Raw genomic sequence first — 21,679 nt, forward strand, 5'->3', positions numbered from 1 at the left:
TCGGCAACATGCGCTCGAGAGCCTCGTTCGATGAGACACTTCTTTACAATACTAACGCTGTTCTTCGCATCCATTGCGCCATCATCAGGAGATTATGGGGCTTATGCTGACCGCGTAAAAATCTGGGCTGAAAGTGAAGCACTACTCGTGTTGCATAACCATGACTGGAGCGATTCGAAAAAGATAGCTGATGCCTTTGATCCATTGCGGGACGAAGAGGTGCATTTTCACTCAAAAAATCAGTTCGCTTACGTAAAAGTTCTCAGCAAGGAAAATGGAGAAGTTCTTTGGAATTCTCCTTCACCCGCCTTCTCCCATTTATGGGTAAGTCCCGACTCCAACTACGTGATTGGTCTTTCCAACATCAAAATTAACAACCCCTATCAACTCGTTATTTTTGATCGCTCGGGTAAGGTGCTCTACAAGCATCACGTCACGTCATCTAAAGCTGAATTCACCCAGAATGAACTGGAAGACTTCTTGTTCAAATATCCAGCCACCAAAAAAATATTGTTAACCGGCAGATTGATTCACGACGGAAGATCATACATTGACTTCGCGCGCATGGGCATGCCAGTTGCCATTCCTGAAAAAGCTTGGGAAGAACTTAAAAATAGATCAAAGCCCGATCCCTTCGTTCCGTGGGTCATTGAGAGTGTCACCAATTCGGTCCGGTGGTTCGATGAATCTGAACCCAACCTCGCGATTGTCGAAGAAGATTCAAAACGCTTTCTGATGATTGATAGCATTTATGGACCGCCTGCCTCCGAAGACAACCTTTCCAAGATGAGAATTAAAATCGAAATACCCCGCTCAGAGTAATTGGGAACTCACCGTGCACTACGCTGTCTTGACTTACTAAGTGCCTATCGCGGACATGAGCCCCAAACAGCAGCTGATTCACTTCCTGGGCCAACAGCCTCATGAGGTCTTCAAGCTCAGCGGACGCATCGACAGCCGCCGCTACCTTCCGCGCACCTTTCCCTCCGAACTTCCACTCATTCTCAGCCTTCAACAGTATCCGGGCTACCAGCGCATGGTCGGCGAAAACTGGCTGCACTGGCATGATTACTTCGAGTTCTTTGTCGCTTTGAGCGGCAATGGACATTTTCGCAGCGGACATGACCTGTTCCATTTTCATCCGGGCGACATCGTGGTGGTCGATCCACTCAAAATCCACGGCGTGTGGGAGATGGACGCCAAACACACGGCTCTGGTGGTCCTTTTTCCACGTCACCTTGTCGCGAGCGACACCTCCGGCACCAGTCTCGACGAAGCGTATCTGGCTCCGTGGGAACAGCGCAGTGGGGGAAGGCTGCCTCTCATTCAACACGATGATCCCGCCGCCGCCAACGTTCATTCCGCGCTGCTGGCATTCGCTCAAACTTGGTTCAATCCTTCGCCCGCATCCGACCGATCATTGCAATTGAAACTGGAGCTGCTCACCGTGTTGTTTCATCTGCGTCAGGCGTTTCCGCTCGAACCCTCATCTTCCGTTCCAACAGCGGATCGCGCCTTGCAGACCGAGCGTTTGCGCCGGGCCCTCGACTACCTCTCACAGCATGCCCACGAACCGCTCACCCAGTTCGACGTTGCCAAAGCCGTTGGCATGAGCACCAGTCGTTTCCGCGCCTTTTTCAAGGCCACCACCGGCTGGGGATTTGCCCAGTTCGTGCGCGAACAACGCGTGGAACGCGCCGCCAAACTCCTCCGCGAAAGCAGCGACAGCGTCGCAACCATCGCCCATCTCACCGGCTTCGCAGACCAAAGCCATCTGTTGCGCTGCTTCAAAGCAAAACACGAAGTCTCGCCCCTGACCTACCGCCACCGCCATCAGGGGTAACATACCGCAGGCATTGGGGAGCATACGCATCCTGCATATCGTTCTCGGCATCTTGCGTAGAGCACAATTCACCAAGATCCACCGCACTTCACACCTCGTCTCCAAAATCACCGCGAGCGAAATATACGAATTTTCAGGCGAATCATCCAAGCAACACCCGCCTCCGATTTTTTATTCTTTGGCAGTTAACTGTCCCCGCACCCTGCCTCACTCATCATGACGAACCACATCAAACTTCTCGCTGTCGTCGCCTGCCTCACCCCCTGCCTCGGCGGCTTCTCCTTCTCCCAACAGGTCATCCCGGAATCGCCCGCCATCTGGCGTGAAGTGACCGGCGTGATCACCGACTACTCCACCACGCCCGCCACCCCAAAATTTACCCGACCGCACATGCCCGGACTGCGTGTCACCTCCGATGGTCGCGTCGGCATCATCGTTGAAGGCGGCGGCACCGAAGGAAGCACCCCGCGTTTCGCCCTGATGATGCCGGAGAAAATGACGCAGCCATTCCTGCTCAGCAATCCCTACGGTCCCGACTCCGCGAACTCCCACACCATGAGTTCGACCACCTTCAAATGGATGGACGGCTACACCACCGCTTTCCAGAGCCGCCTGCAATACACCGACGGCGTTAAAGGCGTTTCCCACGCCGCGCTCTGGAACGACAACCCTCCCACCGTCAATGCCAGCGGCCAGGACGTGTATGACGTCAAAGTTTTCGTCAGCAGCAACACCAATGTCAACGAAGTGCGCCGCACCCAATTTTTCGTCACGCCCATCCGCATCATCGTCAGCAATCCCAAAACCGCCAGCGCCGCCATCACTTCCATCACCAAAACCGGCACCACCATCGCCGGGCCGGAATTTCCCTTCCACGCCGCCGGATTCGAACCCGTCGTGGCTGGCGATGGCCGCTTCCTCATGATCCGCGTCGGTTCCCCCAGCATGCCCTGGACCAATCCCAACACCGGGGCCGCCATGCCCGCCCAAGGCTGCGACATCGTCTATTCCTACTACCCCAGCGGCAACAGCGCCGACGCCTCGCAGTGGACCAATCTCATCCCCATCACCTACGCGCCCTACGACAACCGCATCAATACCAAATTCGGCTTCGCCATGGCCCCGTTCCGCGACGCCGAAGGCACCCTCATCACCCCCGGCGAAGACCTCGGAGCCTCCTACCCCTGGCTTGATCGCGACGCCAAAAACCTCTTCATCGAAGCCATCAACGACACCCTCCATTACAGCGTCAGCGGCAACTGGAACAACAGCCGTTACCCGCAAACTGCCGTTCCCGAAGAACCCGCCTCCTACCTCGGTGAAGACGGTGGCAAACACCAGGGCGTCTCCTTCCTCGGCCTGTGGAGTCACGGCAAACTGGTCCAGATCGACAACCTCAACAACGACATGGACTACGCCATCGGCCTCGGCGATTCCGGCAACGGACCCCAACAACGCCTCGTCAATCTCTTCCAGCCCAACAGCGGTCCCTACGGCAACGAAAGCGGCTGGCTGCGACTCGGCTATGGTCGCGCCACCATCAAGATGCCCAAAGGCGAAAACGACAACGGCAACATCATCGACTCCCTCGAAAACCTCCTCAACTACCGCACCAAATTCTTCCCCGTCACCCTGCGCGACGTCGTCTGGCCCCTCACCAACGGCAAACAAACCGATGAACTCGCCTTCGATGACTACGTCGATCCCGACGCCTTCATTGTTGCCAACATGACCGGACTGCTCACCTTCAACGTCGCCGGTGCCGCCAGCTCCAGCGGCAGCAACAGCCTCGTCCACCATAGCGGCTGGAACAACACCACCAAAACCTTCTCCAACCCCGTCAAACTGCAAAACGCCGCCACCGCCCCAACCACGCATTGGATCACTCCCAAACACGGCCTCGTTATTGGCAATGGCCGACTCGAACCCGCCGCCACCGGAGGCGTCCATGGCAAAGGTTTCTACATGAACGGCAGTATCGGCCTTGAATTCACCGTCGACGCCCAACCCCAAAGCGTCTCCAGCAAGGACTGGTATGTCGGCCTCTTCGTCGACTGTCGCCACATCGACGACAGCACCGAACGCCGCCTGCTCACTTTCCCCGACAACACCTCCATCCGCCTGCGCGGTCGTCGTCAGATCATCTATGCCGATGCCGCAGGCGTCATCGTCAACCGCATCACCATCCCCCTCGTCAGCACGTCCACACCCGCCAGTGACCTGCTCGATGACCTCCTCCCCGACCGCGGCTGGGCCCACCTCGCCTTCCAGATTCGCAAAGGCGGAGCCGAAGTCGACTTCCACCTCAACGGCCTCCTCTACCACCGCTGGCAGGACGTTTATACCGGCCTGTTCCAGCTTCCTCCTGGCAAACTCACCATTGGCAAACCCGCCAGCGCCGCCGTCACCGGCTTCCATGGTTGGGTCGATGACTTCAAAGTCTTCGCCCACGCCGTCGATCTCGAAACCGCCGCCAACCACGCCAACGGCACCCTCATCGGCCTGCCCTCCACCTACACCGGCCAGTGGAAAACCAAGTTCGCCGACCGCTTTCCCACCTGGGCACACGAAGAGGTCACCAAGGTCTTGAGAAACAACGGCGAAGCCACCCATCCCCGCTACGCCGTCTTCTACAACTACATGGCCGACAACCAGATCCATCGCGGCAGCATCCCCGCCGGCACCGTTTCCTTGCGCAACAGCATCCACTTTCCCGAAGGCCCGCTGTTTCACAACGCCCCGCGTCCCGACTCCGTCACCAACCAGTTCTGCATCACCTGTCACCACACCAACGGCAAAGGCGGACTCGATCTCGAAGCGCTCGAACTCGACACCATGCTCCTCGCCAAAGAAGACAATCGCCGCCAGCCCATGCAACCCCCCAAACGCATCCATGGCCGCATCCCTGCCGGACTCATCGACAGCACCAACCAGCCCACCGCGCTCACCGACCTTCCCGCTGGCGGCAAATTGATCGACGAATGGATGCTCAGTGCCTACACCGGACCCGCCGTTGTGCAATCCTTCACCCTCGTCGATGCCAACACCGGCCGCGACCTAATGCCACTAACCAGCGGAGCCGTCGTCGACCCCGCCAAACTCGGCACCACCAACCTCACCATCCGCGCCAACCTCAACACCGCGCAGGGAAGTGTCGCCATGCAATACGACAGCAACTCCGTCAACACCCGGCACGTGCCACCCTATGCCGTGTTTGGCAACGCCTCCAACCCACTGCTCGGAGCCACCCTAACTCCCGGTGCCCACAGCATCAAAGCCACCCCCACCGGCGGTGCTTTAACCACCGTGAACTTCACCGTCGCCGGGGGCACCACCCGAGTCATCGCCGATTATCGCGACGACTTCAAACCCGTCGCCCCTCTGCCCGGCTGGAGTTACTGCTGGAACCAGACTGGTGCCGTCTCCAACCCGCTCTCCTACCGCAACCTCGCCTGGACCCCCAGCTCCAGTCGCTACGGTGTCAGCGGCCTCGTGGTTCCCGACATGACCGTGCCAGAAGGAGCGTATGCCTCCCTCAACTCCACCGGTGGCCATCCCGGTCGCGGCACCGCTCAAGCCACCGCCGCCGACCGCTTCGCCATTGCGGGTTACACTGTCAAACTCGCCGGTTACTACGGCATCAGCAGCAGCTTCGTCACCATCGGCACCGCTGCCAGCAACGGCGGACAAGTCGTCATCTACACCGACACCAACGGCGGGGCCACCTTCACCAACAAACACACCTCCACCTTCGCCCCCACCGTGGCCCATCCCTTCAACGGCAACGTCGGCTATCTTCAACCCGGCGACACCATCTACGTTGGCATCGGCCCCAACGGTCACGATGGCAGCGACAGCTTCACCCTCGACTTCAGCATCGTCTATAAAGAGTCCAGCAATCCTCTGTAACGCACCTCACTTACCCCAAGCCCGCATCTTCAAAGGTGCGGGCTTTTTTGTTTGGTGGTCGTTCTATCCCTACTCACAACCACAGATGAACACAGATAGACACAGATACTATCTCCATAAGCCCATCAACAGAAGCCCATCTGCGTTCATCTGTGGTTAAAAGAATTCATCCCCTCGGTCACATCACAAAAACTTCCCACAAAATTCCAAGATTGCCGCCGCTCATGCGTGAGGACTAAGATAACCCACTGCCAACGTTCCCCACCCGTTCTACACCTCATGAAATTTTCGAATCCTTCCATGTGGACCATCACGCTTCTGGCCCTGCTTTCTTCCCTTGCATTCGCGGCCCAAAATCCCACGCCCGAAGACGCCCTCAAAAAAGCCACCAAACTCTCCAAACAAGGCAACCACAAAGAAGCCTACGACCTGCTCATCCCCTTCCTCCACGACAAGGACCGCGTCCAAGACCCTCAACTGGTTGCCGACCTTATGCTAACTGCTTTCCGCGGTTCCATCGCCCTCGGCGAGACCGGCATTTCCATCGACGATTTCCTCTCCACCACCATCGCTGCGCATCCCACCAACTGGCGCGTGCTCCAACTCGCCGCCGAATGGTTCATCCTAAGCAGCGGCAGCCAGGGAAGCATCGTTGACGGCAAATACCTCCGCAACCGCTGGGACGGCCAACGTGCCCAGTCTTTCGAACGCGACCGCGTCCAGTCCCTGCGATGGATGCACCAGGCCGGCGAACTTGTCCTGCAAGATCCCGACGCCAGCGCCGATCAACGCGCCCAGTTGCTCATCGCCGAAGCCGAACTGTGGCTCCGCAGTCGCGCCGCCTGGCAACTGCAATCCCTCACCGACCTCACCCAGCTCCCGGAAGTCGAAATCGTGGAAGGCGGTCGGGGCAGGGGATTCGCCCCGTGGTATCCGCAAGGCGACGGCTCCACCGGCTATCCGGTCGATGCCCAGGGCAACATCGTCTATTTTAAAGTTCCCGCCTCCTGGGAAACCGCCGCCAACGATGGGGAACGCTGGCGCTTCCTCTTGCAACGCGCTGCCGACACCCAGCCCAACGCCTCCGTGCAAGTTAGCTACCGACTAGCCGAGCAATTCAGCCGCTGGTTCGATGTCAGCACGCTGCAAGGCTCATCCGTCTGGAACCTCATCGGCCAACGCGCGGAAGCGGGGAACGATCAGGCATCGCAAACCAAAAAGAGCATTGTCGACCTCCCCTCGCTTGCCGAAAACGAAACCATCACCCGCCTCGCCACCGGCATCAAACGCCATACCCTGCCCGACGAATTCAGCTACCTTTCCATCCTCAAAGAAATCTCCTCAGGTAACACCCCCTACGCCCAATCTGCCCTTCAACTCCGCGCCCAAATCTATGAAAACCGTCGCCAGCGCGACACCGCCGCCGACCTCTGGCAGGAGCTTCTCGACCGATTCGGCAAAGACAAAAATATCCGAACCATCGCCGAAGTCCGACTCAAGCAACTCCTCGGCAACCTTGGCAAACTCGAAACCAGCGAACCTCAACCTGCCGGTGAACCCGCCACGCTTGGCCTCGTTTTCCGCAACGCCTCCAGCGTCAAACTCACCGCCCGCCCCATTCTCGTCGACAATCTCCTGGACGCCACCCGCGACGAACTGCGCGCCCGATCCAAAGGCAAAGCAGTCGCCGATCGCAACGAATGGCACTGGCTCACCCAAGCCTTCGGAGCCATCCTGCAAAACACACTCGACATCAAAAAGCGCAAGATCGATCAATACATTGGCAAACCCGTTGCCACGTGGGAACAAGCCCTGCAGCCCGCCGCCAAACACGCCGACCGCCGCATCGTCCTCGAAACCCCCCTTCGCGATGCAGGCGTTTTTTTGGTCGAGGCCACCTTTCCCGACGGCAACACCCACCGCTGCATCCTTGAGCTCGTCGACCTCATCACCCTCACCAAACCGCGTCATGACACGCCCGGTCAGTTCGGTTTTGTATTGGACGCCAACACCGGCAAACCCGTCGCCAACGCCACGATCCAAGCCATCGGTCATCGCCAGGAATACGGCGACAACAACAACCGTCCGCAACGTCTTTGGCTGATCTCCGAACAGCAGCTTCAATCAAACGAACAAGGCGCCTTCACACTCAGCACCGAAGATGCAAAACCTTACCAATGGCTGCTTCAGGTGAAGTCACCCGATGGTCGCCAAAGCGTCCTCGGTCTCCATCACTATTATCATCAGCATCAAACCACTGAATACGACAATTACCAGCAGCAGAAGGTCTTCCTCACCACCGACCGGCCCGTTTACCGGCCTGATCAAAAAGTCCATCTCAGCGTCTGGGCCCGCCGTGCCACTTACGAAGAAAACAAAAACGGCAACGAATTCGCCGAACGCAAATTCACCGCCGAAGTTTTCAATCCACGCGGCGAAAAGCTCTTTTCTAAAGATGGCATTCTCGATGAACAGGGAACCGCCGACCTCTCATGGATGCTCGCGGAAAATGCGGCGCTTGGTGCTTATCAAATCAACCTTCGCGTGGATAACATGATCACCCAGGGCAACCTCTCCTTCCGGGTCGAGGAATACAAAAAGCCCGAGTTCGAAGTGATCGTCAAAACCCCCGAACAACCCGTGCTTCTTGGCGAATCTTTTGAGGCGACCATTGAAGCTAAATATTACTTCGGCGGCGCGGTCACCGAGGCGCAGGTTCATTACAAAATCGAACGCACCCGTCACGACTCCACCTGGTTTCCCGTTCGTCCCTGGGACTGGCTGTATGGACCCGGCTACTGGTGGCGCAACTCCGATTATCCATGGCTTCCGGGACACCGCAGTTGTATTGCCTACTGGCCGTCCTGGTGGCCTCGTCATACCGATCCTCCTGAAGTCGTCGCCGAAGCCACGGTTCCCATCGGTCCCGATGGCAAGGTCAAAATTCCCATCGACACCGCCCTCGCAAAGGAACTTCACGGCGATCAGGATCATCGTTATCAAATCACCGCTGAAGTGGTCGACTCATCGCGGCGCATGATCGTCGGCAGCGGATCCGTCATCGCGCCCCGCCAGCCCTATCAAGTTTACGTGTGGACCGACCGCGGATTCTACTCCGCCGGAGCCGAAGCCAAAGTCTCCATCACCGCCCGAACCCCCGATGGCAACGCTGTCAAAGGCAAAGCCGTGTTGCGGGTCTTGTCCATCACTTACAAGGAAAATCAGGAACCCGCCGAGAAAGAAGTCGCCCGTTTTGAACTCCAATCGGACGGCGATCAAGCCAGCACCCAAACTCTCCAATTTCCTGTGGCCGGCCAGTATCGTCTCGCGGTGGATTTCGAGGATCAGGCAGGTCACCAAGTCGAAGGAAGCGCCCACACTTCCGTGCGCGGTCCCGAATTTGAAGGCAAAGACTTCCGCTTTCCCGATCTCGAAGTAATCGCTGAAAAAAGCGAATACCAACCCGGTGAAGACGCCTCATTTACCATCAATACCAACCAGGTCGGCGGCACCATTCTGGTATTTGAACGGCCACGTTTTGGAGCTTATTCAAAACCTAAAACCCTCACCATCGCCGACGGAAAAAGCACCACGTTTACCCTCCCCGTCAGCTCAAACGACCAGCCGAACTTCTTCATTGAAGCGGTGACTGTCCATGGCGGCAAGATTCACACCCAAGTGGTGCAAGTTCCCGTTCCGCCGACCAAACGAATCGCGGAAGTGAAACTAACGCCTTCCCAGGAAACTTATCAACCACAGGCAAATGGAACCGTGCAAGTGCGCATCACCAACGCCGCTGGTGAACCGATCCAGGGACGTGTGTTGCTCACCGGCTATGACAAAGCTCTCGAGTATATCTCCGGCGGCTCAAACATACCGGCGGTGCGCGATTTCTTCTGGGGTTGGAAACGCAGCCACCATCCCACCGATTTCAGCTCGCTGGACACCGTGCGGCCGCATCTGCCCAACGAAGGTTTCCAATGGCAGCCCATCGGCGTGTTCGGTCGACAAGATGTCTCCATTGGGAATGGCATGATCAGCAGAAGCAGGGGCGACGGGATCGTAATGGAGAGTGCCAGTGGTGGCATGCTCGCCATCAGCGCCGCACCCATGTCCGCAGTCGCGCCCGCGCCAATGGCAAAGGCCCAGGCGGCCGACTTATTCGCCGCTGCACCACAGGAAGGTTCAGGTTCTGCCCTGGCCGAAGCCGCGCCAATGATCCGCCAGGAGTTTGCGGATCTTCTCACCTGGAATGCCACGGCCAAGACCGATGCCAATGGGGTCGCCAGTCTTCCGCTCGACTTTCCGGATGACCTCACCACTTGGAAACTCCGCGCCTGGGCACTCGGACCCAATAGTGAAGTCGGCGAGGCACAGGTGGAAATCATCTCCCGCAAAGACCTCTTGGTTCGCCTACAAGCCCCGCGCTTTTTTGTCGAAAGAGATGAAGTCGTTCTCTCCGGCATCGTGCACAACGATCACAAGGATACTCAAAACGTGCGCGCCGTTCTTGAACTCGACGGAAAGAACCTCGCCCCCATGGACGACACGTCCGTCGAACAACGTTTTGAAGTTCCCTCAGGTGGGGAACATCGTTTCGACTGGCGGGTGAAAGTGCTCGCGGAAGGGGAGGCCACCATTCGTATCAAAGCACTCGCCCAGAAGGAAAGTGACGCCGTGGAAAAAACGTTTCCCGTCTTCGTTCACGGCATGGAACGTCAGGATGCCTGGAGCCTCGCCATCCGGCCCGATCAAGCCGATGGAAAAGTCACCTTCAACGTTCCCGAAAAACGCCGCCCCGCACAAACACGACTCGAAGTTCGCTACAGTCCCAGCCTTGCCGCCGCGATGGTGGATGCGCTGCCATTCCTGATCAGCTACCCACATGGTTGCACTGAACAAACCTTGAACCGCTTTGTTCCCACCGTCATCACCCAACGTGTGTTGAACGATCTCGGACTCGATTTGAAAGCCATTCGCGACAAACGCGCCAACTTCAATGCCCAAGAACTCGGCGATCCAAAACGCCGTGCGGAACAATGGCAGCGCTGGAAAGATCAAGGACCTGTCTTCGATCCCGAAGAAATGAAAAAGATGACCGCCGCTGGCATCGAACGCCTACAGTCCATGCAAGCCGGTGACGGCGGATGGGGTTGGTGGCCGGGTGCCAGAGAGGGCAGTGTCCATCTCACTGCCCAAGTGGTGCAGGGTCTGATCCAAGCCAAAACCGCTGGAGCTGACGTTCCCGCCGATATGCTCGCCAGCGGTCTTCAATGGCTGGAGCGTCATGAAAAGGAAGCGCTGCGCCGATTGATACTGCCCAAAGAACATCAGCAACACAAAGCGTGGCCCGACCATCAGGATGCCCTGACCCATGGCGTGCTGGTCTCCGGCGGATTGGGCGACTCCACCATGCGCAGCCGCCTTTACGAAGACCGGCTCAAGCTCTCCAAATCGATGCAGGCCGTCGTCGGACTCGCCTGCCATGCCCTCAACGAGATCGAACGTCGCGACATGATCATTCGCAACCTCGAGCAATTTCAAAAACTCGATGAAGAGAACCAGACCGCCTGGCTGGATTTTGGCAACGACCATCGCTGGTGGTCTTGGCACGATGACGAAATTGAAACCCTTGCCGCCTATCTTCAGCTGCGCATTGCCCGCGATGCCAAAGACGCAGTTTCTCCACAATTAGTCAAATATCTGCTTAACAATCGTAAACACGGCACTTACTGGCGCAGCACCCGCGACACTGCCGCCGCCATCAGCGCTCTCGCTGCTTACATCAAAGCCTCCGGCGAAACCGCCGCAGACATGTTGGTGGAGCTTTGGATGGATGGCAAGATGTTGAAAGAGGTTCCCATCAACAAAGACAACCTGTTTACTTATGATCATTCTCTGGTGCTCACTGGCGACGAACTTCCCACCGGCGATCATCAGTTGGAAATTCGTCGAAAAGGAAAAGGTGCTTTGTATGCCAATGTCTATCTCACCTGCTTTACTCTAGAAGATCACCTGCGCGCTGCCGGCCTCGAAGTGAAGGTTGAGCGCCTGTTGTATAAGCTAGTTCCCGAAGACACCAAAGACCTCGTGGCCGGTGCCCATGGCCAGGCGTTAAATCAAAAAGGGCAACGTTACCGTCGCGAAGCTTTGCCGGAAAACGCGAGTGTGACCAGTGGTGATCTAATTGAAGTGGAACTCATTGCGGAGAGCAAAAACGACTACGAATATCTGATGCTTGAAGACTTCAAACCTGCTGGTTGCGAAGCCGTTGACTTACAGAGTGGTTATGTTTGGGATCAGGGACTGAACGCCTATCGCGAATTCCGTGACGAGAAAGTGAGTTATTACATCGAGAACTTGCCTCGTGGTCGACATAGCATGACTTACCGTTTGCGCGCCGAAATTCCTGGTAGGTTCAGTGCCCTTCCCAGTGTGATCAGTGGCATGTATGCGCCCGAGTTGAAGGGTAACTCTGAGGAGAGAAAGGTTAGCATCGCGGATCAGAAAAAGTAGCTCATCATCATGACTCCACCTATTGAATTACCTGGCCCAATCCCGACCGCATCCCCCGTAAGTGTCATCAACATGCTGCGCAGTGCGCAACAGCATCACATCATGCTGAGCTCCATGGCCGATCAGAAATCGAGCTTTCTCATGGGTGCCTCAGTGGTGACGCTGACCTTGATTCTTGGTAAGTCCGAAACCAGCGTGGCGCTGATGTGCCTCGCCTTGGGGGCACTGCTCTCAGCCATCTTTGCCGCACTGGCACTGATGCCAAGGTCTTCGCGCTCCAAATCGAAGTCACAGTCCTTGAGTTTCAATCCGCTGTTCTTTGGTCACTTCACTGACATGGGCGAGGAGGAGTATTTGAAAGTGATGGCCAAGATCATTGAAGAGGACCGGACCGTCTTTGAGGCGATGAGTCGCGACATGCACCAGATGGGTATGGTTTTGCGCCATAAAAAGTTTTTCTATCTCTCGTGGGGCTACCGTTGTTTTGTAGTGACACTGGTCATCACGCTGGTGGTTGCGGTGTGGGGATTGTGGTAACAACTGTTGGCACTAGGCCAAGCCACCAAAGGAGGACAGTGCCCATTCAACTTACTTGAGAAGACGATGCTGCCCTGAAATTCCGAGGCTCATTATTTGTCCCAACGGGACTATTCATAACAGCCCGGCACGAGGTGCCGGGTATGGTGTAAACAAATGGAATCGTCCTGAAGGGACGGCTCATGCACTCAATATAACCACATTCTGCTGCATGAAGCGTCCTTTCAGGACGCAATTACCTGCTGATCGAGAACCCGGCACCCTGTGCCGGCCTGCTATAAGCCGTCCCGTTGGGACGAGAGTTCATGATGCACGAACAATCGCTAAACCGTTCACTATCAACCAGTTAAGCGAATTTCAGTTCAGCAAATCTCCAACACTTTCGCCACGACCACGTCAGGGTAGGGGAGTTGCACTTTCTCAATCGGAGGACTGTAAAACGCGGGGGTATCGATGGCATTGACGCGTTGCACGGGTGCATCAAGGTCATCAAAGCAATGCAACTGGATCATTGCGGTCAACTGGGCACCGACGGAGAGGAAAGGTTTGTTTTCATCGACGCAGACGACGCGATGGGTTTTGCGCACCGACTCGTAAACGGTTTCTTCATCCAACGGACGAATGGATCGAAGGTCGACCACTTCAGCGCTGATCCCGTGTTCTTCTTCAAGAATCTCAGCGGCTTTCAGACAGGTATGAACCGCACGACCATGGCAGACCAAAGTAACATCGGTCCCTTCGCGTTTGACGTCCGCAACGCCGAGGGGAATGAACAACTCGCCATCGGGGAGTTCGCTATTGTCAGGCACATCCCATTTTTCGCCGTAGAGAAGGGTGTTCTCCATGAACATCACCGGATCATTGTCACGAATGGCTGCCTTCATCAGACCTTTGGCATCGTAGGCGGTGGCAGGAACCACACACTTCATGCCGGGGAAACTGGCCATGATGTTTTCGGGAGTGTGGGAGTGGGTGGCACCGACATTGGTGCCGCCGTTCGCTGGTCCGCGAATCACGATGGGGCAATTGATCAACCCACCGGACATGTAACGAACCATGCCCGCGTTGTTGATGATCTGATCCCAGGCGACGGTATAAAAGCTCCAGAACATCAACTCCATGACGGGGCGGAGTCCGAGCATCGAAGCGCCGACACCCATGCCGATAAATCCGGCTTCACTAATGGGGGTATCAATGATGCGTTTGTCGCCCCATTTGTCCCAGAGACCTTCGGAAACTTTGTAAGCTCCGTTGTATTGGGCAACTTCTTCGCCCATCAGAACGACCATCGGGTCGCGGGCAATTTCTTCATCAATGGCTTCGCGGAGAGCTTGACGGTAGGTGATCTGGCGCATGGAAAAGAGAGAAAAAGGTGGGGAAGGGGAGAAAATTAATCGTTGAAGAAATGGCGACCTGTTGCGCCGGCTTCGGTCTGGTTGTCGACTTCCCAATACACGTCGTCAAACATTTCTGAGGGATCGGGGTATTCACTTTGATCGGCGAACACGGCCGAGTCTTCAGCTTCCTTGTAGGCAGCCTGGTCGATAACCTTGGCTTCTTCTTCGGTGAAAACCCCTTCGGAGACCAGATGATTGCGCCAGATGTTGATCGGATCGTGGTCGCGCTGGTAACGCTCGATTTCTTCCTTGGTGCGGTAGCCGTCCTTGTGTTTGGAATCAGCGACCGAATGCCCGTAATAACGGTAGGTGGAAATTTCGAGAAGCGTGGGCTTTTTCTCATTGTGTGCGCGTTCGATGGCAACCTGAACGCGTGAGCGAACTTCGTAAACATCTTCGCCATTGAGCAGTTCCCAAGCCATGCCGTAACCTTCGGCACGTTCGGCAAGGCAGCTTGGATAGGCGCTGGACCGTTTTTGACTCGTGCCCATGGAGTAGCCGTTGTTCTCGATGATGTAGATCACCGGCAATTCCATCAAAGCAGCCAAGTTAAGGCTTTCATGGAATGCACCTTGGTTGACGGCACCGTCGCCCATGAAAGTCATGCAACAGCCCTTAAGCTCTTTGTATTTTAGTCCGAAAGCAATGCCGGTGCCGAGGGGAGTCTGACCTGCAACAATCCCGTGGCCACCCCAGTAGTTTTTGGAAGGGGCGAAGTAGTGCATCGATCCACCCTTGCCTTTGGAGCAGCCGGTCTTTTTGCCGAACAACTCCGCCATGCCCTCGTTCATGCCCATGCCAACGGCAAGAGCATGACCATGATCGCGATAGGCGGTGATCATGTGGTCGTTTTCTCCCATCAAAGAAGCGCATCCGACGGCGACCGATTCCTGGCCGATGTAAAGGTGGAGGAAGCCGCCCATCTTCTCACCATTGTAATGTTTCAGCGCAATTTGTTCAAAACGGCGGATACGACTCATGTCGCGGAATATCGCGATCTTTTCGTCTTTGCTCAGCGCCTTATTGATGGGGGCGTCTTTGTGTTTGATGGATTTTTGGACGGCAGCCATGGTGAGAAAATCAGATGGTGACTGTAGGCGGGGAGGCAGGGAAGGCAAGAGGGGATTGAACTTCGGTTAAAGCAGAGCCAAAGAACCCTTCCATACAGCCAGAAGTGTTCCACGTGGAACATTTTGCGGATCGTTTCAAGCGTGGTAAGGTATGCGTTCTCACCATGTCAGACCCCAAGAGCTCTCTGTTTACCTATCCTAAAATCTACGACGTTATCGTGTGTGGTGCTGGGCATGCCGGAGTGGAAGCTGCTTTAGCGGCGGCTCGCTTGGGTTGCCAAACTGTGATGCTCACCCAAAATTTGGACACCATCACCCAGATGTCCTGCAACCCGGCCATCGGGGGTCTCGCCAAGGGTCATGTGGTTAGAGAGATCGATGCACTTGGAGGAGCGATGGCTCTCAATACCGATGCTACAGGCATCCAATTCCGCATGTTGAATGCCAACAAGGGACCCAGCGTTCAGGCCCCTCGTGCGCAATGCGACAAGAAGGCCTACCAGTTCCGCATGAAGTGGGTGGTGGAGAATCAGCCCAACCTCGACCTTCAGCAAGGAAATGCCGCTGAGATCCTGGTGGAAGGTGACAAGATCAAAGGCATCCGCACATCCCTGGGGGTCATCTATCTCGCCAAGTCGGTGGTGATTTGTTCCGGCACGTTCATGCGGGGTCTGCTCCATGTAGGTCTACAAAATCAGTCAGGGGGAAGGATGGGGGACACCATCTCCACTCTGAGTGATTCTCTTCGGGATCTTGGGTTCGATGTCGAGCGCTTCAAAACCGGCACCCCGTGCCGCATCAATGGCCGCAGCATTGACTTCTCCCATTGCGAGGAGCAGCAGGCAGACGATCCACCCCCTCGCTTTAGCTACCTAAGCGGTGTGCTTCCCGATGAGGAAGGGCTGTTTACGCTGAATCGATGGGGGAAGAAAATGTTCCACGTGGAACATTTACCCTGCTGGGTGACCTACACCAATCCTCAGACCCACGACATCATCCGCGCCAATCTTGATAAATCACCGATGTATTGTGGGATCATTGAGGGCATTGGACCCCGCTACTGCCCCAGCATCGAAGACAAAGTGGTGCGTTTTGCCGACAAAACACGCCATCAGATCTTCCTCGAACCCGAAGGAAAACAGACCAACGAATTCTATGTGAACGGAGTCTCGACCAGTCTGCCACATGAGGTTCAGCTGGAATTTATCCGCAGCATCGCAGGATTGGAGCGCGCTGAAATTGTCCGCCCTGGGTATGCGGTTGAATACGATTATTGCCCGCCTACTCAACTACAAAACACCCTTGAAACCAAACGGGTGGAAGGATTGTATTTCGCCGGTCAGATCAATGGCACCTCAGGTTACGAGGAAGCCGCTGGCCAAGGATTGCTGGCGGGAGCTAACGCCGCCCTCAAAGCATTGGGCAAACCACCCTTTGTTTTGCAACGTAGCGATGCCTACCTCGGAGTGCTGGTGGATGACTTGGTAACCAAGGGCGTCACGGAACCTTACCGGCTCTTCACCAGCAGGGCGGAATACCGGTTGTTGCTGCGACAGGACAATGCCGATTTAAGACTCACTGAAAAAGCGGCGGCCTCTGGTTTGGTCGATGATTTTCGACTCGACCACACCCGGAACAAGATCGCCAATCTGAAAAAATTGAGGGGTGAACTGGATCAGACCAGCCATCAAAGCATGAAGGTGTCGACCTGGCTCAAGCGACCGGAAAACGTGTGGGCTGCTTTGCCTGAAGATCTGTTGCGCGAACACGATGATGAATTGTGGGCCATCGCTCAGAATGACATCAAATATGCCGGCTACATCACCCGGCAGGAAGATCAGGTCAATCGTGCAGCGCGGATGGAGCACGAAGCCATTCCTGAATGGGTCGACTATGCCGGTCTACTGGGACTCAAAAAGGAAGCGCGTCTCAAGCTCGCCTCCATTCGCCCGGCGACCTTCGCTCAAGCATCGCGCATTCAAGGGGTGACGCCTTCCGATCTTGCGGTGGTTAGCATCGCGGTAAAACGCGGAAGCGCCCGCGCCAATGAACCAGCGTCTGCAGCTCCTGTTGAATAGCACACGAGCTACCCAATCCAGTCTTGCCGCACAACCGTTCAGGGGACGAGAAACACATCACCCGTTCTCGGATCACGCGCTTTCTGACCTGGAGTCAGACCGCGCACGTCCAGCATGTTTGCGGATTCCTGTTTGGCTCCGGGAGGATAAACAAAACCGCTGCGTCCAGGAACGGGAGTCGCATACGCCGCTTTTGGCTCTACCGTGGTGCCAGCACCTGATCCCAATGCAGGGCCAGAGTTGGAGTTCGAGCTTTTTGGTTCCACCTTGTCGATCCTTCTTTCAGTTGGTTTTTGAATCGAAGGTGAAGACTCCACTGCGTCACGATCGCGATTCGTTGAACGTTTCTCCAAATTGAGCTTGGGCCCTGGGGCAGCCTGTTCTGGCGAAGGGAGGTCGGGGGTGTAATATTCTGTCGTATCACGGCGACGATTGTCGTCATAGCCATCCCGATCCCGCCGATCCAAACCCGGTTCCATATCGTCTTCATAACGATCTCTTGGATCGGTGTCTATTGGTGCACGGCGCGACCTTGGACCAGAATCTTCAGGATAGTCACGATACGGTTCAGGATTCCGGATGCCGGAGCTCTTGTCGGGCAGACGTCGGACGCGCCGACGTTCAGCCTCTTCATCCTTGGGCGCCCCTTCAAGCACACGCGCCGCTTTAAAGAAAATTCCGCTGATTCGTTTGTGAACTCGATTGGCCACTTCCCGGGGAGATGGCGGACTTGAGTATGCAGTGCTGCTGCCCACCACCAATGTTGTCGTCACTAAAAGTGAAGAAGCCATCCATACACGGAATCGGGCGTTTGAAAGAGAAAAGGCGGAGAGTTTCATAACGCAGCGGGATGGAATGGGTTTGAACGGGAGATGAGTTCTCCAACTAATCGATTGAGGATGCAACGACGGTTGCCTCGACCTTTTGACGGGCCGATGCCTCCAAGTATTCAAATGAACCGTCAGTCAGTCCAACAATCTACAGTCTTGCGTCCCCTTGTTCAAGGTGTTCCAGGAAGGACGCGTAAGCCTCCCGCAAACCATCCTTCAACTCCCGTTTGGCGGTCCATCCCAACGCACTTAAACGATTGACACTTAAAAGCTTACGCAATGTGCCGTCCGGTTTGGTGATGTCCTGAACGATGTCTCCTTCGAACCCGACCACTTCTTTCACCAGATGGGCGAGTTCGGCAATGCTGATTTCCTGCCCGGTGCCGACGTTCACCCAGTCCGGTGGATCGGGAACCGTCAGAAGATGAAGACAGGCTTCAGCAAGGTCGTCGACATGAAGAAATTCGCGCAGCGGACGACCGCTGCCCCAAACCACCACTTCGGAATCACCCGCATGTTTCGCCTCGTGAAAGCGGCGAAGCAGCGCGGGGATGACGTGGGAGTTTTCGCGATGATAATTGTCGCCCGGCCCATACAGGTTGGAAGGCATGGCGGAATGAAAGAGCACTCCATATTGCTGGCGGTAGTATTGGCAAAGTTTGAGACCTGCGATCTTTGCAATCGCATAAGCTTCATTGGTCACCTCTAGCGGACTGGTCAACAATGCTTCTTCAGGAATGGGCTGTGGGGCCTCCCGCGGATAAATGCACGAGCTGCCGAGAAACAACAAACGCTGCACCCCAGTTCGCCAGGCTGCGTGAATGCAGTTGGCGGCAATCATGAGGTTTTCATATCCGAACTCGGCGGGATAGGTGGCATTGGCATGAATGCCTCCAACTTTCGCAGCAGCGATGATGACGTGATCAGGGCGATGCTTGTCAAAAAATGCTTCCACCTGATCCTGGCGCTGAAGATCGCATTCATTTCGAGTAGCCGTTAGCAGCTGCATGTCACTGTGTTGCGAAAGCGCACGAAGCAGCGCATTCCCAACCATCCCGCGATGGCCGGCGATGAAAATGGTCGCAGGAGAAGACATCCTTCTCTTTGGCGCATGGCCTCATTGACTGCAAGTGTTTGCACGGTGACTTACACTTTCCATTTGCCTAATCACTGCTAGTGAAGTAGCATCGTCACTCGCTGCGCGAAATGGTGGTCGTAGTTCAACGGTAGAGCCCCAGATTGTGATTCTGGTTGTTGCGGGTTCGAATCCCGTCGATCACCCCAGCGCGTTGCTTTCTTGAGCCACTTCTCAACTTACGCAATGCATTCTCTGGAGGCGCGATTACCACACCGATTCGCCGACCCAGCTTTGTTACGTCAGGCCTTGACCCACTCGAGTGCCGGCTTTGATTTACGCAAACGAATTGCGGACAACCAACGGCAGGAGTTCCTTGGCGATGCGGTGCTGCAGCTCGTCCTTTCGGCAAAGCTTTATCAACTCTATCCCGGTGAAGACGAGGGGCTGTTGACCAAGTTGCGCACGCGTTTGGTGCAAACCGGTGCCTTGGCGCGCGTCGCCCGCACCTTGAAACTGGGACCGAGCATCCAGATGAGCCGGGGCGAGGAAGCCAACGGCGGAAGGGAACGCGACAACATTCTTGCGGATGCCATGGAGGCCATCATCGGAGCGGTGTTTGTCGACGGAGGCTACCAAGCGGCAACGGCATTTATCGAAAAGCTATGGGAGTCTGAACTTGCGTCGGTGGCCGCTGCACCCGTGGAGCACAATCCAAAGGGACAGCTCCAAGAAATCCTTCAGGACCACAGTGGCAAGCCTCCGGTGTATGAGATCATCAGCAGTGAAGGACCTGATCACTTGAAGAACTTCAACGCCAAGGTCAGCTGGAACGGCGTCGAACTCGGTCAGGGTGCCGGCAAGAGCAAGAAGGAGGCTCAGACGGCTGCGGCTCTCGAAGCCATGAACTCCACGCTGGTGGTCGCCCTCAAAAACAAGCTGCTACCGACGGTCCCGTTGACTTCAAAATGACAACGAAAGCTAAAAGGTGCGGAATGATCCACTCACGCGGCCTCAAAACCCTGTGAACATCTCCGCGCATAACCTTGGTATCAACTCTGACATTGTTCGCATCATTGATTTTCAGGACTGAGAATTCGCATCTCCTGCACAGCAGTCTTCACAATCCAAAACCCGTGGAACCAGCCTGTAATGGACGTAGAACAAGCCTATTCACATCTTCACAGGGACTGTTACTAGTGAATATGAGAAAGTTCTAAAAAATACCTATCAGTTCTGCGAACAACATCGTTGTGGCGAAGGGTTGCGTTCCGCCATTCCACTGGCACACTGATCCTCCTCATGGCCAGTCAATTCGGCACTCTCTTTAGAATCAGCACTTTTGGTGAATCCCACGGCATTGCCGTGGGTTGTGTGGTGGATGGATGTCCTCCTGGACTTGCCCTTGATGAGTCGGACATCCAAACCGAGCTGGATCGTCGTCGCCCTGGTCAGAGTCGCATTGTGACCCAGCGCAAGGAGGCAGACCGCTGCCAGATCCAGTCAGGCGTGTATGAGGGCCGCACGCTGGGCACACCGATCAGCATCGTGGTGATGAACCAGGATCAGCGCTCGGATGCCTACAAAGAAATGGAGAGCGCCTATCGGCCATCCCATGCGGATTACACCTATGATCAGAAATATGGCCTGCGAGCGGTCGCTGGTGGTGGTCGCTCCAGTGCCCGCGAAACCATCGCCCGGGTCGCAGCCGGAGCCATTGCGCGCAAGGTCTTGGAGTCGCAGTTCTCGGCTTACCAGTGTCTGGCGTTTGTGAAGACGGTGGCGGGCATTGAGGCGACGGTGCCGCAGGGGGGAGTCGATCCTGCCGTGATTGAATCCAACATCGTGCGCACCTGTGATCCAGTCGCGGCGGAGAAGATGATCGAGCTGATCGAAAAAGTGCGTGGAGAAGGTGACAGCGTTGGCGGCGTGGTGGAATGCCATGTGCGCGGCGTGCCGACCGGCCTTGGCGAGCCGGTGTTCGACAAACTGGAGGCGGATCTGGCCAAGGCGATGTTGAGTTTGCCGGCGACCAAGGGATTTGAGATTGGCAGCGGTTTTGGCGGGACTTTGATGACCGGATTGCAGCACAATGACGAGTTCTACACGTCGGAGGATGGCCGGATTCGCACGCAGACCAATCGCAGTGGCGGCGTGCAGGGCGGCATCAGCAACGGCGAAGACATCATTTTCCGCGTCGCCTTCAAACCGACCGCAACGGTGTTGCGGGAACAGAACACGGTGACCAGCTCGGGCGAAGCGACGACGCTCAAAGCTCGTGGCAGACATGATCCTTGTGTGCTTCCCCGTGCGGTGCCGATCGTGGAAGCGATGGTGCATTTGGTGTTGTGCGACCACTGGCTGCGTCAGCAGGCATTGCGGGCGGCTTCACCTTTATGAGGCCAACCCTTGAAATCCGTGGGG

Annotated in this window: 12 protein-coding genes and 1 tRNA gene; 9 read left to right on the forward strand and 4 right to left on the reverse strand. The window is 56.1% G+C overall.

Annotated elements, in window-relative coordinates:
• The first annotated feature begins 30 nt into the window (after nucleotides 1-30).
• From FEM03_RS01035 to FEM03_RS01055, 5 genes are all read left to right on the forward strand, one after another.
• A complete protein-coding gene (locus FEM03_RS01035; protein ID WP_138084314.1) occupies nucleotides 31-822 on the forward strand; it encodes a hypothetical protein in 792 nt (263 codons plus the stop codon).
• Between the two features lie 55 nt (nucleotides 823-877).
• Nucleotides 878-1,843, forward strand: coding sequence for an AraC family transcriptional regulator (locus FEM03_RS01040; RefSeq protein ID WP_138084315.1), 966 nt, complete (start codon nucleotides 878-880; stop codon nucleotides 1,841-1,843).
• Between the two features lie 216 nt (nucleotides 1,844-2,059).
• The gene (locus tag FEM03_RS01045) at nucleotides 2,060-5,752 is read left to right on the forward strand and encodes a hypothetical protein (protein WP_138084316.1); all 3,693 of its coding nucleotides are present in this window, start codon (nucleotides 2,060-2,062) and stop codon (nucleotides 5,750-5,752) included.
• 279 nt (nucleotides 5,753-6,031) lie between these two features.
• On the forward strand, nucleotides 6,032-12,268 hold the full coding sequence (locus FEM03_RS01050; protein ID WP_138084317.1) for an alpha-2-macroglobulin family protein: 6,237 nt from the start codon (nucleotides 6,032-6,034) through the stop codon (nucleotides 12,266-12,268).
• Between the two features lie 9 nt (nucleotides 12,269-12,277).
• Nucleotides 12,278-12,805, forward strand: a complete 528-nt coding sequence (locus FEM03_RS01055) for a Pycsar system effector family protein (RefSeq protein WP_138084318.1) — start codon at nucleotides 12,278-12,280, stop codon at nucleotides 12,803-12,805.
• A 362-nt stretch (nucleotides 12,806-13,167) separates the two neighbouring features.
• On the opposite strand, the gene FEM03_RS01060 is transcribed toward FEM03_RS01055, so the two are convergent.
• Nucleotides 13,168-14,160, reverse strand: a complete 993-nt coding sequence (locus FEM03_RS01060; protein WP_138084319.1) for an alpha-ketoacid dehydrogenase subunit beta — start codon at nucleotides 14,158-14,160, stop codon at nucleotides 13,168-13,170.
• 35 nt (nucleotides 14,161-14,195) lie between these two features.
• Nucleotides 14,196-15,272 carry a thiamine pyrophosphate-dependent dehydrogenase E1 component subunit alpha gene (locus FEM03_RS01065; RefSeq protein ID WP_138084320.1) on the reverse strand — a complete coding sequence of 359 codons (1,077 nt, stop codon included), beginning with the start codon at nucleotides 15,270-15,272 and terminating at the stop codon, nucleotides 14,196-14,198.
• Between the two features lie 164 nt (nucleotides 15,273-15,436).
• Here FEM03_RS01065 and mnmG point away from each other — a divergent pair, with 164 nt between their 5' ends.
• The gene (gene mnmG / locus FEM03_RS01070) at nucleotides 15,437-17,350 is read left to right on the forward strand and encodes a tRNA uridine-5-carboxymethylaminomethyl(34) synthesis enzyme MnmG (RefSeq protein WP_138084321.1); all 1,914 of its coding nucleotides are present in this window, start codon (nucleotides 15,437-15,439) and stop codon (nucleotides 17,348-17,350) included.
• Nucleotides 17,351-17,388: 38 nt separating this feature from the next.
• Here mnmG and FEM03_RS01075 read toward each other — a convergent pair whose 3' ends face one another.
• Nucleotides 17,389-18,189 carry a hypothetical protein gene (locus FEM03_RS01075; RefSeq protein WP_138084322.1) on the reverse strand — a complete coding sequence of 267 codons (801 nt, stop codon included), beginning with the start codon at nucleotides 18,187-18,189 and terminating at the stop codon, nucleotides 17,389-17,391.
• Nucleotides 18,190-18,328: 139 nt separating this feature from the next.
• Nucleotides 18,329-19,276, reverse strand: coding sequence for a GDP-L-fucose synthase family protein (locus tag FEM03_RS01080; protein WP_138084323.1), 948 nt, complete (start codon nucleotides 19,274-19,276; stop codon nucleotides 18,329-18,331).
• A gap of 113 nt (nucleotides 19,277-19,389) precedes the next feature.
• Between FEM03_RS01080 and FEM03_RS01085 the strand changes: the two genes are divergently transcribed.
• From FEM03_RS01085 to aroC, 3 genes are all read left to right on the forward strand, one after another.
• Nucleotides 19,390-19,464 (forward strand) — tRNA-His (locus FEM03_RS01085).
• 37 nt (nucleotides 19,465-19,501) lie between these two features.
• Entirely contained in the window at nucleotides 19,502-20,227 is a 726-nt protein-coding gene (gene rnc, locus FEM03_RS01090; protein WP_138084324.1) for a ribonuclease III, read from the forward strand.
• 330 nt (nucleotides 20,228-20,557) lie between these two features.
• The gene (gene aroC, locus FEM03_RS01095; RefSeq protein WP_138084325.1) at nucleotides 20,558-21,655 is read left to right on the forward strand and encodes a chorismate synthase; all 1,098 of its coding nucleotides are present in this window, start codon (nucleotides 20,558-20,560) and stop codon (nucleotides 21,653-21,655) included.
• Nucleotides 21,656-21,679 lie beyond the last annotated feature (24 nt).

The organism is Phragmitibacter flavus, from assembly GCF_005780165.1.
Classification (GTDB): domain Bacteria; phylum Verrucomicrobiota; class Verrucomicrobiia; order Verrucomicrobiales; family Verrucomicrobiaceae; genus Phragmitibacter; species Phragmitibacter flavus.